A 12,280-nucleotide genomic window follows, 5' to 3' on the forward strand; every position below is an offset into this window, starting at 1 on the left:
AAAAACCCCCTGGCCTTCTAGGCTAGGGGGCTCTATCGACTCAGTCATAATGTTTTTCTCTAACATTCTTGAACAAGATGTTATTTTCCAGATGAACGTGGTCCAACGTATCTTTTTCCAGTTTTTCCATTCGCTGATACACAAAGCGTATAATCCCGGAGTCACCTTCTTCTGGCGTGAAATCATTCGTCAAATCCCTCATTCGCCAAAAAGCCTCTACCGCGTTCCGATGTTCATCTTCGAGTTCTGTCAGATGAGGTTTTAAAGCCTCTTTCAACTCAGCTGATGGTGTCGCCATGAATTCTTTAAGCATTGGAAATACATTGTCGTCTTCATCCCGCGTATGGTCGAGGAGCGCAGTCTTCAAGTTAAGGAAAACAGTTTCCACTTCCTCAAGGGCACGATTTTCTTTAATCATTTTTTCAACATATTCTTCCAATACCGGTAATTCGTCTTTCAAGTCTTCATGATACTTCCGTTGAATATATTTGATGAGACTCTCTTCGTCCATATACTTGACATCAATGCCATCCATATTTTCAGTATCGAATTGATTTATTTCATATAAGAGGTTTTCAAGTGGCAATTGCTGCGCTTCTCCTATACTCTGCAATGTCCGTCTACCCTCATTGGCAAAATCGACTCTCAGCTTTCGCATCATATCGCCGGCTTTTGGAACTTCTGTCACAATCTCGCCTAATGTCATCTGTGCTGTTATATTTTTCAACCTGCATTCCTCCCTGTTTTATTGTAACCATACCTTTATAGCGCAGCATCTAAACGATTTCTCCAGCAGTTTAATGAAACATCGGCTAGGGTATATTATAATCATCATATATGAAGACCATGGAGGTTGAATCTAATGAATGAAAATGTGAAAAAGGCAGTAACGCTCCTGCCGGTTATCCTCGTTCCTCTCCTAAATGAAAGAAAGCGGATTAAACAGCACCCTGACGTACAAAAGCTCGAAGAGAAATCTTCTCATGCTTATCATACTGCAAAGGACAAGAGCGTCTATGCATTAGATACGGTAAAAAATGCCGGGGCCACGACATATACGACTGGCAGAACAGCGTTATCCAAAGTGTCCGGGGCCATAGAGGAAAAACGTAGCGAACGCTTATACACCAAAGAAATGAAACAGTATGAAGATAGTCTGAAAGAAGCAGAGGCCTTGGAATCCCGTTTCCAAAAAGATAAAGAAAAACACCGCAAATCCCGTTTGAAAGAAATCCAAAAGTCCGAAGTCCCTAAAATAATGCAGTCCCAAGAGGGAAACAATAATGGGTTATCATACGATTCCCAAGAAGCGGAACCTGTAGTTCCTGAAGTAAAAACCGATATGAAATCCAATCCTGATAATTATGGATTTGCATTGGCATACGAAGATAATCATGCATCAAGTCGATTGATTGCTGATGAAGATGACCAGGATGATGTATACTCTACAGAAGACGATGGTACATCTGACCGCTCGTCATCGAGAGAGGATGACAACCTTCAGGAAGTACCGTCCAATAATGAAGAACAGGAGAGATTAGACAACATGAATCAAAATATGAACCACTACATCGAGAAGAATGTCAAAGGACATGAAGAGGAAGATTACGAAAATGGCCCACTCTTTACAAAGCATAAAAATATACTGGACCCAAAACACGCAACCTCAAAATCTTCATCCTCAGCGGACGATCAGGATTCCCTTTTTAATCGTCACCGTACCATGCAGGAAGAAAGAGTGTCAGAAATAGGGCGCAGAACTGGTGAACCCAGTTCAATGACAAAATCAAGGAAACAGATGAAGCTTGAGAAGAAGATAGAAAAACAGCGTAGAAAACAATATAAGTAATTATCCATACCATTCATACAAGAAACACGAAAAGGCAGGTGGCGCAGTTTGAAGGTAGATAGCGTGACGGTTTTTTGCGGCGCAAGCCAAGGCAAAGGCAATCTTTACAAAGAAAAAGCATTCGAACTGGGAGCCGCATTGGCTGAACGCGACATCACCATCGTGTATGGAGGAGGCGCAGTCGGACTCATGGGGGCTCTTGCTGATGGTTCGTTGTCAAAAGGGGGACCGTCAAGGGTGTGATCCCTGAATTCCTCGTCAATAGGGAAATGGCCCATCCTGATGTTCAACATATGAGTGTTGTGGAGTCAATGCACGAGAGGAAAGCATTGATGGAAGAGATGGGAGATGCAATCATTACCCTCCCCGGTGGGGCAGGGACTTTAGAAGAGTTTTTCGAAATGTTCACATGGGCCAAGATAGGCTTGCATAAAAAACCGATTGGCATCCTTGATATCAACCAATTCTTCGACCCGCTGGTCAACCTGTTTGAAAACTTGATTGCCGAGGGATTCCTGCAGGAAGAATATTTAACCCAACTGTTCATTTCAGAAGACATTGATGAAATATTGAAAGGGTTTGATGATTTCGAACCTGTTGAAATCAGATCATATGAATCAAAAAGACATCGATGACAACATCGATGTCTTTTGATTCTATATTGTCATCTTATAAACGATATGTGGTTTCAACGAATGGCCATCTTCTACTAACGGATGCGAAATTTCTCCAACTTTATACATACCGATTTTTTCCATTACGTTTACGGAAGGTCGGTTTTTCTGAGCCGCCAATGCATAAATTTCTTTAATGTCTGTATGCCGTTCAACAAATTTAAGGACGCCAAGCGCAGCTTCCGTTGCAAATCCCTGATTCCAATTTCTTTTTGAAAGTCTCCAGCCAATCTCAATGCAAGGTAGAAACTCCAATCTGAACGGGCCATCTTCTTCAAGAACCTGCATTCCAGCAAAGCCGATAAACGCCCCATTATCGCGCCGCTCAATCGCAAAAAGCCCAAACCCTCTGTCCTCTATATCCTTTTGGGCTTCTCTTATAAAATTTCTCGAGTCCTCTTCAGATAATTTACTGGGGAAATATCTTCTGACATCTGGATCCTGGTTCATTTTTATAAAAGGATGGATGTCACTATCCTGCCAATCTCGTAGGATAAGCCTTTTGGTTTTTATATATTTCATCCGCTCTCACAACCACTTTCCATCTAAATTATAAGCGTTTGATCTTCTTTATACGGCTGAAGCAATACCACCAAAAAAGAGCAAGCACTGGGCCTACTCGCTGATTTTATCACTCTCATTCTCTTGTGGCGCATCTCCCCTTTTATAGGTGATGAGTTGTACCGTCACCTCAGCTTCATCAAGATTGTAGTCTTCCAAAGACCTTTCCTTCTTGACTGTAAACACTACGTCTACAAAGTCGTTTGATTCTTTGAAGTCATACCGGACATTGAATGTTTCAAAATCCTGATCATGATTCGGTTTAGTGGCAACAGAGCGTGATGCATCACCTTTGAAGTCCCGAACCGATAAACCTGTTATCTGTTCCAATTCATGTCCCAAGGATTCAAGGGTCATCTGCTTGCCTTCAATGATATTGAACTTCTCTTCATGCATATTAAATCTCCTCGCTCTCAAGTATTTATTGTGTATATTCCCAAATCAATCGCCTTTAATCAGTATCATCAGCCTCTGTTTTGCTTTTATTCTGAGACTCTGCGTCAGAATTCTGAAGCGCATTGAGCTCTTCTTGCTTCGCGTCAATATTCTCTTTCAACTGGTCATTTTCATTCTTTAGATTTTGCACTTTGTTCTCTATCGACCGATTCTCCTGGTTCACTTCCTCCAGATCTTTTTCAGCCTGGCTATCTTCTCCAGAACACCCCGCAATGGAGAACACCATTAGGATTGCCATCATACGTTTCATCAGATCACTCTTTCCGTCCGTCAATAATCATATCATTTTTTAAATGTCACAGGTGGGTGCAAAGGGGGATATTTTAAAATAGAAGTGCATCAAGCAGGAACCAGACGACCATGAGCACATAGACGACAAGATTGAAAACAGCACTCGATACAAAAGCGAGCAATGAACCTACAGAAGCTTTCAATGCTTGGTTGATGTCTTTTGAGTTAAGAAGTTCCACAACGAGTACAAAAACGAATGGGACAAATATGATGCCAAATGGCGGGTAGAGAAACATCCCGATGATGACCCCGGCTATAGAGGCGTACTCCCCCCGCTTCGTTCCTCCATATCTTTTAACAAAATAACTGTTTGCAATAAAATCACTGAATAACACCAGAAGTGTCAGCACAAATATGATAAGCCAGAACATCCATGATAACGCTTCTCCATCTATAGCAAATTGGAATACTAGAAAACCCGCCCAAAACATCAAGATAGAGGGTATAACTGGGAAAACAAGACCAAGAAAACCCAATATGAATGATGCAATGACGATGAGCCACCAGACGATTTCCATCGAATCTCTCCTTTTTAATTTCATTTTAACAAAGATAAGGCAAAAGATACTTCCATTGTCCCATATGAGGCATGGCAATTGCCATGAGGGACTGGATAACATAGCAGTATCACAAGATATAAATTTTCTTCCTTTTATATTAAGCCCATCATCTTATTGCTGTTACCTGACTTTTGCTCAATCTGCATTCACAAACGTACGTACTAATTTCAAAAATGCTTCGACTTGTGGAAGTGCCATGACACTCTTATCAAAAGCAATATAGGTATCGCGGGTTATCGCACGTCCTTCATGTAATACTTCGTCGATATTGAATTGACTTTTGTCGAAATCCTTCAAGACTATTTCTGCAAAACCGTCATGCCTACGCCCTCAAGGAGAAGCGCCCGGCAAGTTGCAATCTGGTCGACCTTGATCTGTGATTCATACTTCCTTTTGAAGCGTTCTTCAAAAAAACGTTCAATCTCACTGATATATATCGGATCTGCCTGAAATTCTATTATTGGCAACCGCTTTTCCTCTTCATTTCCACTGGGGGTGACTAAGTAATGCCTATCGACGAACAACAATTCATTCTGCTTATTGAGAATTCGGTTTCCTCTGACGATCGATATATGAAAGTCATTCTGTTCATCGATGATCTGCTGGGAAGAGCCCACCTTTATCTTTATATTTACATTGGGGTATAGTTTCAAGTATTGGGATAATATTTCAGGCAATATGGTGTGCCCTATGAGCGAGGACACCCCTATCGATAAATTACCTTGGATGGAATTTTCATTACTTCGGAGATATTCTTTCACCAATGCCTCTTTTTCAGTAACATCGCGTGCATGCTCGATTATCTTTTCGCCCTCTCCCGTCACATAAAGCTCTTTTTTGGTCCGGATGAAAATTTTGACGCCCCACTCATCTTCGATCGATTTCAACCGTTGGCTGACAGCTGGTTGAGATATGAATAATTTTTCAGCAGCCTTCCTCAAGGTGCGCGTTTCATCCAGTGTGACCAGGAGTTTATAGTCATCGACCTTCATCTATTCTTTCCCCTTTCACTGATAAGGAAATCTTATCACAAAAACTTTATTTTACAATCATCAGCTTTTGAGGTGTATATGTGTATATGATGGAAATAACGGGTAGATGCACATTACATTAAACTTATGGAAGGAGATATAACATGAGCAGCAAGAATAAGTATGAACGTATTGATGAAGAAATAAAAGGATACACCCAGGAAGAGCAACCTGGTACTGAACACACTATGGATCCAGCTCCCATATACGACGCAGAGTATTATAAAGGCAGCGGTAAGCTAAAAGGCAAAGTCGCCATCATCACCGGTGGAGATTCCGGTATAGGACGTGCCGTGGCAGTGGCTTATGCTAAAGAAGGTGCAAATCTGGTCATTGGTTACCTCGATGAGGACAAGGATGCTGAGGAAACTAAAAAAGTGGTGCAGTCATACGGGGTGAAGTGTGAAATCAAGTCATTTGACGTCACAAAAAAATCAGAATGTAAAGAGCTCGTAGAGTTTACAGTAGATACTTTCGGTAAATTGAATATACTGGTCAACCATGCAGGTGTGCAATATCCGACTGAAGATTTCCTTGAAATTTCAGAAGAACAGCTGAAGCGCACTTTTGAAACAAATGTATATGGGTTCGTATTCATGGCTCAAGCCGCTCTTCCACATCTTGAGAAAGGAGATGCCATAGTCAACACAACGAGTGTGACGGCATATAGAGGTTCTCCTGAACTAATCGAGTACTCTGCAACAAATGGCGCCATCACATCACTCACACGTTCATTATCTGCCAATCTTGCGGATAAGGGGATACGTGTAAACGGTGTGGCGCCAGGCCCTATATACACCCCACTCATCCCTGCCACTTTCGATGCCGAAAAAGTCGAAAAGCACGGTCATGAAACACCGATGGGCAGACGTGGGCAGCCGAGTGAACTCGCTCCATGCTATGTGCTTTTGGCCTCTGAAGACTCAAGTTACATGACGGGACAGGTCCTTCATGTCAATGGTGGGGGCTTCACGACGACTTAACATAAAGGCAGCAGGGAAGTGATCACTTCCCTGCTGCCTTTTTCATTTCATCATTTTTTTACAGTATTCAGCCAAACGGATGAACCGTTCAAAGTTCCCATCAATTTCTTCCATTACTTCATTTGCAGCCTTATATGCAAAATCATATTGTTTTTTTGATATATGGCCCCTTCTTACGGCACGTGCTATATCCTTCTCATCGACCAGTTCATAACGACCATCTGGAAGAGCCAAGACATCCAGATAAATATCCTTGCGTTCTGGCATTGCCGAGTTCGAGGATGTGCTTGATATTGATATCGAAATAGTATTGCAGTACTTTGCCACGGGCATCATACATCACAGTTATGCTATACTTCCTTTTTTCAGGAAGAATCTGCAGCCAACTGTATCGATTGTCGCACACCTTCACCCTCTCATCCAATATCGATACGGTCAGGGGTGAGCGGACCTTATGGATCTCCAGCAGACCCACCAATATCTTTTCGTCTTCATAATGGATGATCTTTTCCCTATAATCAGAGCGGAGAAGACATCTCCATCCTCTTTATCAAGATATTTGGTTTTCATCACGGTCATCTCCTTCCCTTAATTATACAAAAATCAGAGGAAGAATGTGAAGGATTAAGTTCTATAGGCACAGCCGATCATTCAATTCCCAGAATATTGAATTCCTGATCCATTGAAAGTGTAATTTCTTCTGCGTCCGCCCAATCTTCAACCACAGAGCGGTAGACCAGTACCTTCTGACCTCTGCCGTCCAACTTACCTTCGTCGACTGCTTTCACTACCTCTGCCATCTGATTGTCAGATAAAACTTTCAACTCATATTTATTGATGAACTTTTTTGGGGTCAACATCTGATAATCCTGGAAGAATTTCTGCCTGTCCACTTCACCCAACGTCAATGTGTACATCTCCTCGCTGCCTTCCACTCCTAGGAACCCTGCCAGTTCCTCTTCCCCTTTATCGCCTTTTGAAGCACAGGGTTATAGATTGATGCTTGGCCACTGTAGTAGCTTTGCTCGAATTCTGCAACACCGTTCAGCAGAGGCACTCCACCGTTTAGTATATTTGCAGGTATATCCTCATCAACTCCGAGCATCGCCCTCTGATACTCTTCTATAAACGGTGAAGCTTCTTCAATCGTCACCGCACCCCCAGGGGCTGATATCTCGACCCTCAGGAGCTTTGACGGGTCCCCGACATTAAAGAGGACATCATTGTTCCTCGCATACTTTCCGCTGTTCACCTTGCCTAGTATCTCTTTGTAAGGTTCTCTTTTATGATCATCAAATCGTCTATTGATGTAGTTGCCATTTTTCATCCTGTAGCTGACTTCAACCCACTCATATCCTTGTGATATATCTTTGAGGGCCGGGGCGGCCGTTGCTTCTTCATGAGCCTGAACCGCTTCTGCTATTATTTCCCCATCGTCGATGTATAGATAATCTTCACCCATTTCTCCATTTATGTTTCCATTACTGCCATAGCTGCTACTGGAGGAATTTGTAATCCTCACACTATCGATTTCTGATTCTTCCGGAACGTATGCAACATATTGGTTCCATCCTGTTATAAAAACAGTCCAAAAAAGAATCAGGAGGGCTGCCGTCGTAACCAGAGATTTTATATTCCGCTCAAGCCGAACGGTCCCCTGGAAAGACATCTCTATCGCGATGTAAGCAAAGGCCGTCCCGAACAAAAATGACAAAATGAAGATCAGTAGCCCATTAGGCAATGTAACTGAAATGATTAAACCCACCAATAGCATTCCTGAAATCGATAGAAATGCCACAAGAATGTTACGAAGCCAACTCTGATTAAAGGTATGATGTACTTTTTCATTCTGGTTCCTTCCGTACAAAATATACGATCCGATGAATAGAAATACAGTGAAGAGTGACCACATGAGGATTTTCCAGAAAACAAAACCAGAATAGATTTGCTGTACAGCAAATATCGGGAAGGTGTTATCGACAATGCCACTGATCAGGCTCTCGCCATTCCCCGTAAACGGTATTATTCCGACACCCTCAAAAAGCGCATCTGCAACAGCTACGGTCAGCGTCCAAAAAATAACAGGCAAGAAGAAGACGATGAGGATCAATTGCAGATGTACTAAAATATTATTTACAAGGAAGCCACAAAATACCGAAACAGAAAATACAGTCACCAGGACAAAAACTGAATATGCGCCCCAAGCAATGATATCTATGAATGATATGTCAAACACAAGGAAGTGCCGCTCAAAGAACAAAATGATTGAAGTAGTGATTATAGGTATTAGAATATTGATAAATCCTGAGAGCAATGCATGGCTTAAGAGATAATGCCGTTTCATCGGGAGCGCATGCATGAAATCAATTGACTGCTCCTTATTTTTATAACCGAATAGAAAAGCGGCCAAAAACATGACATAGACCATTCCAAAAACCAATTGGAAACCTGCCATCATATCTAAAGGATTACCGGAGGGTACGTACCCATCATTAATACGGACATTGATCGAGGCAATCCATAAAGCCAAAGGTTGGAGCAATATGTTACCTATGAGAAATAATATTGATAACCAGAATACTGACCCGGTAAAATGAAGGAGCAGTGTCCTATTCAATAATGATGTCGCTGATCGCATAACCTCTCTCCCCATTTCGTAGGCGAATATCTCTTCTAATGACAAAGGTAGAATGTCATACATCAAGGGACTGTATTTTGTAATTTTTTGTTCGATATCATACCTGTCGCCTTTAACGATGCAAGTGACCACCCGTCCCTTGATTTCATGGTGTACGACATCCACATCTTTAAAAAATGACTCGGGCGGCAACACATCAAAAGCAATCTGCAGCTTGAAGTGCGTTCCTCTGACTTCATCCAAGTTGCTGTGGAACAGCAGTTTCCCTTTGTGCACCATCGATATGGAGTCGCATATGTCCTCCATCTCCCTTAAGTTGTGGCTCGAGATTATGACCATCATGCCATGATTTGCGATATCCTGCATCATGATATCCTTCACCTGCCGCCTGATGATCGGATCCAAGCCATCGAAAGGTTCATCCAGTAACAGCACTTTGGGACGTGAGGCATACGCAAGAACAAAGGTAGCCTGACGTTTCATTCCTTTTGAGAGTTGAGAGAGGGGTTGATGAATATCAAGCCCGAAATGATGTGCGAGCTGATTAAAGCGCGCGGAAGACCATCTCGGATACATTGCCTTATAGAATTCAGCCATTGAAAGAAGCGTTTTTCCATTAAGGAAGTATGGATGATCACTAATAAACATGACCTGGCTCTTCATCTCTGTGTTCCCATAGATAGGAACACCACTAAAATATACGCCTCCATCATCTGGTCTATAGATGCCACTGAGTAGTTTCATGAAAGTGGTCTTACCTGCCCCATTGGATCCCAAAAGCCCATGGATTGTTCCAGACTCAACAGACAAAGTGATTGAGTCTACCACTTTTTTTCCGGTAAACGATTTATCAAGTTGTACCACTTCAAGGTTCATATACCTCACCCCCATTTTTAATCGATATCCAGTCCAATCATCTTCTTGCATACATTCTATTGTATTATTCTAAATAATATAGCTGGTGTAATTTTAAAGCAATTAAAAAACGCCCGTAGGCGTTAATATTCTATAAGGCATGGCCTGAGCCACCATCTATATTGACAGCGTCCCCACTAATGTAGGACGCAAGATCAGAGCAAAGGAATGTTATGACATTCGCTGCTTCCTCGGTCTCTCCTATTCTGCCGAGTGGAATATTATGGCGATCGAGTTTTGAATATTCCTCCCAAGTCAGCTCAGGTGCTTCATCTTGCCATTTCTTTTCTATTTGCGCACTCCTTATGAGGCCAATGCACACTGTATTGACCCGAATGCCGTATTTTCCAAGGTCTTTACTCATTGCCTTTGTCATCGCCATGCCTGCGGCACGTGAAACAGTCGTCGGCAATGAAGATGGCGGTGGCGTTTTACCAAGGACAGCTGTCAGATTGAGGATTGCGCCACCGTCTTCCTTCAGATGGGGGAGGGCAGCTTTGGACATTCTCACAGCTGCCAGAAGTTTCAAGTCCAGATCATCTTCCCAGTCTGAGATCGCGACTTCTTCAAATGGTTTCGCAAATGACCCTCCTGCATTATTGACCAATACATCCAACCGTCCATAACGTTTGACTGTTTCTTCGATGATCCGTTCTGCTGAGTCATTTTCTTTCACATCAGCAACAATGTAATCCACTTCCCCAAATTGTGAAATTTCCTTTTTAGCTTTCTGAAGTTGATCCTCACCTCGAGCCACAAGCATGACTTTTGCTCCAAGTCGAGTCATCTGTTCGGCAGTTTTTCGTCCTATCCCCTGACTGCTTCCTGTAATTACAGCGACTTTGCCTTCATAGCCAAAATTCATTATGCTTCCTCCTCCATTTATTTGCTTAAATCAACATTGTGATAGATGTTAGACACATCTTCCAGTTCATCCAGTGCTTCGATTAATGTCTCAAATTGCTCCTTTGAAGTTTCATCCAATGATACTTCGTTTTGCGCAATCATCGTCTGTTCTGCCACCTCATAATCTTCAACCCCCATGCCATCTAGTGATTTCTTCAAATCATGGAAAGCTTGAGGCGGTCCGTATACAACTGTGAAGTCGTTCTCTTCTCTCACGTCCTCCACATCGAGATCCTTCTCCATCAGTTCCATCATTATACTTTCCGGGTCGAATCCTTCAAAGACGAATACAGATTTTGCGTCGAACATATAACTGACTGCACCGCTTACTCCCATGTTCCCACCATTTTTCCCGAATGCTGCACGGACATCGGAAGCTGTGCGGTTCACATTGTTTGTAAGTGCATCGACTATAATCATCGTGCCTTCTGGTCCAAAGCCTTCATAGCGGAGTTCATCAAATGCTTCTTCATCACTGCCTTTTGCCTTATCAATCGCCTTATCTACGATGTGCTTTGGTACGGAGTATGTTTTGGCACGATCCAGGACGGCCTTCAACGCCTGGTTGCTCTCAGGGTCAGGCTCGCCTTTTTTGGCGGCCACATATATTTCCCGCCCGAATTTGGCATTGATGCGGCTAGTATCCTTATCTTTCTGAGCTTTTTTCTCTTTAATGTTATTCCATTTACGCCCCATACTTCATCTTCCTTCATTAAAAGTTTATATGCTATTATATATCATTCTATACCATCTATCTTCTATTGTTAACATACCGATACAGCCTGAGAAGCCTTTTTATGATGACAAGCAGGTTGATGAACAGATTGAACCCCATTTCCCTTGGGCTGAACTTACCATTCTTCATCCTGTTGAAGTCGTAGATTGTGTAAAGCAGATATAATATCAAACCTACAATCGTGAGCGACAATGTCAAGTAGGGTAAGTCAATAAAGAAGTTAAGCAACGTTGCCACTATTACAACCAGCAATGCAATAAATAAATACTTTCCCCAATGCGTAACATCTCTAAGGAAAAAGTAACCTATAATACCAAAAAAGATGAATACAATTATTCCCAACAAGATGATCCGGTAGAAAATACCGGTTCCAAAATCATTAATGAAATTTTCAAATACTCCATATGACACAAGTCCTATAAGAACTGCGTACAAGTGGCTTATGACAGGCCCACTGCGATTAAAACCCCGGACGAATAACGAGATCATCAATATTCCAAAAACCACTGCAGACGCTGTCGGCCGCCACTCCTCTGGCAGATACTGTCCAAAGTACGCCCCAATTCCAAAGATCACCCAGTAATAAAGGAAATAGAGCCAGGCCATCCGCTCATCGTATTTTCTTGTCATACTATCGTCCTCCTCCAAATCAACACGATTCATATACCCTCTTGTAGGGA

Annotated in this window: 18 protein-coding genes; 4 read left to right on the forward strand and 14 right to left on the reverse strand. The window is 42.3% G+C overall.

Annotation, left to right across the window (positions count from 1 at the left end; translation table 11 throughout):
* Positions 1–40: 40 nt before the first annotated feature.
* The gene (locus ACYF68_RS13025; protein ID WP_461047336.1) at positions 41–727 is read right to left on the reverse strand and encodes a hemerythrin domain-containing protein; all 687 of its coding nucleotides are present in this window, start codon (positions 725–727) and stop codon (positions 41–43) included.
* A gap of 135 nt (positions 728–862) precedes the next feature.
* On the opposite strand from ACYF68_RS13025, the gene ACYF68_RS13030 reads away from it, so the two are divergent.
* From ACYF68_RS13030 to ACYF68_RS13040, 3 genes are read left to right on the forward strand one after another with little or no spacing between them, the layout of a single operon-like run.
* Complete coding sequence (locus tag ACYF68_RS13030) at positions 863–1,849, forward strand: hypothetical protein (protein ID WP_461047337.1); 987 nt, start codon at positions 863–865, stop codon at positions 1,847–1,849.
* Positions 1,850–1,897: 48 nt separating this feature from the next.
* Positions 1,898–2,092 carry an LOG family protein gene (locus ACYF68_RS13035; RefSeq protein WP_461047339.1) on the forward strand — a complete coding sequence of 65 codons (195 nt, stop codon included), beginning with the start codon at positions 1,898–1,900 and terminating at the stop codon, positions 2,090–2,092.
* A complete protein-coding gene (locus tag ACYF68_RS13040; RefSeq protein ID WP_461047341.1) occupies positions 2,089–2,484 on the forward strand; it encodes an LOG family protein in 396 nt (131 codons plus the stop codon). Before ACYF68_RS13035 ends, ACYF68_RS13040 begins: the two co-directional genes overlap by 4 nt.
* A 21-nt stretch (positions 2,485–2,505) precedes the next feature.
* Here the strand turns inward: ACYF68_RS13040 and ACYF68_RS13045 are convergent, their stop codons facing one another.
* From ACYF68_RS13045 to ACYF68_RS13070, 6 genes are all read right to left on the reverse strand, one after another.
* A complete protein-coding gene (locus ACYF68_RS13045) occupies positions 2,506–3,045 on the reverse strand; it encodes a GNAT family N-acetyltransferase (protein ID WP_461047343.1) in 540 nt (179 codons plus the stop codon).
* A 93-nt stretch (positions 3,046–3,138) separates the two neighbouring features.
* Positions 3,139–3,480 carry a hypothetical protein gene (locus ACYF68_RS13050; protein ID WP_461047345.1) on the reverse strand — a complete coding sequence of 114 codons (342 nt, stop codon included), beginning with the start codon at positions 3,478–3,480 and terminating at the stop codon, positions 3,139–3,141.
* Positions 3,481–3,535: 55 nt separating this feature from the next.
* Positions 3,536–3,790, reverse strand: a complete 255-nt coding sequence (locus ACYF68_RS13055; protein ID WP_461047347.1) for a hypothetical protein — start codon at positions 3,788–3,790, stop codon at positions 3,536–3,538.
* Positions 3,791–3,863: 73 nt separating this feature from the next.
* Positions 3,864–4,349 carry a DUF456 domain-containing protein gene (locus tag ACYF68_RS13060; protein WP_380569125.1) on the reverse strand — a complete coding sequence of 162 codons (486 nt, stop codon included), beginning with the start codon at positions 4,347–4,349 and terminating at the stop codon, positions 3,864–3,866.
* Positions 4,350–4,526: 177 nt separating this feature from the next.
* Complete coding sequence (locus ACYF68_RS13065; protein ID WP_461047349.1) at positions 4,527–4,688, reverse strand: hypothetical protein; 162 nt, start codon at positions 4,686–4,688, stop codon at positions 4,527–4,529.
* 2 nt (positions 4,689–4,690) lie between these two features.
* Positions 4,691–5,383: a LysR family transcriptional regulator gene (locus tag ACYF68_RS13070; RefSeq protein WP_461047351.1), complete on the reverse strand. Its 693-nt coding sequence runs from the start codon at positions 5,381–5,383 to the stop codon at positions 4,691–4,693.
* Between the two features lie 143 nt (positions 5,384–5,526).
* Here ACYF68_RS13070 and ACYF68_RS13075 point away from each other — a divergent pair, with 143 nt between their 5' ends.
* The gene (locus ACYF68_RS13075) at positions 5,527–6,405 is read left to right on the forward strand and encodes an SDR family oxidoreductase (RefSeq protein WP_461047353.1); all 879 of its coding nucleotides are present in this window, start codon (positions 5,527–5,529) and stop codon (positions 6,403–6,405) included.
* A gap of 42 nt (positions 6,406–6,447) precedes the next feature.
* On the opposite strand, the gene ACYF68_RS13080 is transcribed toward ACYF68_RS13075, so the two are convergent.
* The 7 genes from ACYF68_RS13080 to ACYF68_RS13110 form a co-directional block, all read right to left on the reverse strand.
* A complete protein-coding gene (locus ACYF68_RS13080) occupies positions 6,448–6,672 on the reverse strand; it encodes a hypothetical protein (protein ID WP_461047655.1) in 225 nt (74 codons plus the stop codon).
* Entirely contained in the window at positions 6,614–6,880 is a 267-nt protein-coding gene (locus ACYF68_RS13085; RefSeq protein ID WP_461047642.1) for a DUF402 domain-containing protein, read from the reverse strand. Before ACYF68_RS13085 ends, ACYF68_RS13080 begins: the two co-directional genes overlap by 59 nt.
* 172 nt (positions 6,881–7,052) lie before the next feature.
* Positions 7,053–7,340, reverse strand: a complete 288-nt coding sequence (locus ACYF68_RS13090) for a hypothetical protein (RefSeq protein WP_461047354.1) — start codon at positions 7,338–7,340, stop codon at positions 7,053–7,055.
* A 2-nt stretch (positions 7,341–7,342) separates the two neighbouring features.
* Positions 7,343–9,919, reverse strand: a complete 2,577-nt coding sequence (locus ACYF68_RS13095; protein WP_461047356.1) for an ABC transporter ATP-binding protein — start codon at positions 9,917–9,919, stop codon at positions 7,343–7,345.
* A gap of 130 nt (positions 9,920–10,049) precedes the next feature.
* Complete coding sequence (locus ACYF68_RS13100) at positions 10,050–10,823, reverse strand: SDR family NAD(P)-dependent oxidoreductase (protein ID WP_461047358.1); 774 nt, start codon at positions 10,821–10,823, stop codon at positions 10,050–10,052.
* Between the two features lie 17 nt (positions 10,824–10,840).
* Positions 10,841–11,560 (reverse strand): YebC/PmpR family DNA-binding transcriptional regulator, encoded by a 720-nt coding sequence (locus ACYF68_RS13105; protein ID WP_461047360.1) that lies wholly within the window; start codon positions 11,558–11,560, stop codon positions 10,841–10,843.
* 55 nt (positions 11,561–11,615) lie between these two features.
* Positions 11,616–12,230 (reverse strand): Bax inhibitor-1/YccA family protein, encoded by a 615-nt coding sequence (locus ACYF68_RS13110; protein WP_461047362.1) that lies wholly within the window; start codon positions 12,228–12,230, stop codon positions 11,616–11,618.
* Positions 12,231–12,280: the final 50 nt, after the last annotated feature.

It is taken from the genome of Salinicoccus sp. CNSTN-B1, from assembly GCF_054792835.1.

Bases quoted from the DNA above. Each gene is read 5' to 3' on its own strand.
- ACYF68_RS13045 (WP_461047343.1), bottom strand. From the start codon at position 3,045: ATGAAATATATAAAAACCAAAAGGCTTATCCTACGAGATTGGCAGGAT.
- ACYF68_RS13050 (WP_461047345.1), bottom strand. From the start codon at position 3,480: ATGCATGAAGAGAAGTTCAATATCATTGAAGGCAAGCAGATGACCCTT.
- ACYF68_RS13075 (WP_461047353.1), top strand. From the start codon at position 5,527: ATGAGCAGCAAGAATAAGTATGAACGTATTGATGAAGAAATAAAAGGA.
- ACYF68_RS13030 (WP_461047337.1), top strand. From the start codon at position 863: ATGAATGAAAATGTGAAAAAGGCAGTAACGCTCCTGCCGGTTATCCTC.
- ACYF68_RS13095 (WP_461047356.1), bottom strand. From the start codon at position 9,919: ATGAACCTTGAAGTGGTACAACTTGATAAATCGTTTACCGGAAAAAAA.
- ACYF68_RS13110 (WP_461047362.1), bottom strand. From the start codon at position 12,230: ATGACAAGAAAATACGATGAGCGGATGGCCTGGCTCTATTTCCTTTAT.
- ACYF68_RS13080 (WP_461047655.1), bottom strand. From the start codon at position 6,672: ATGCCAGAACGCAAGGATATTTATCTGGATGTCTTGGCTCTTCCAGAT.
- ACYF68_RS13100 (WP_461047358.1), bottom strand. From the start codon at position 10,823: ATGAATTTTGGCTATGAAGGCAAAGTCGCTGTAATTACAGGAAGCAGT.
- ACYF68_RS13055 (WP_461047347.1), bottom strand. From the start codon at position 3,790: ATGAAACGTATGATGGCAATCCTAATGGTGTTCTCCATTGCGGGGTGT.
- ACYF68_RS13105 (WP_461047360.1), bottom strand. From the start codon at position 11,560: ATGGGGCGTAAATGGAATAACATTAAAGAGAAAAAAGCTCAGAAAGAT.
- ACYF68_RS13060 (WP_380569125.1), bottom strand. From the start codon at position 4,349: ATGGAAATCGTCTGGTGGCTCATCGTCATTGCATCATTCATATTGGGT.
- ACYF68_RS13070 (WP_461047351.1), bottom strand. From the start codon at position 5,383: ATGAAGGTCGATGACTATAAACTCCTGGTCACACTGGATGAAACGCGC.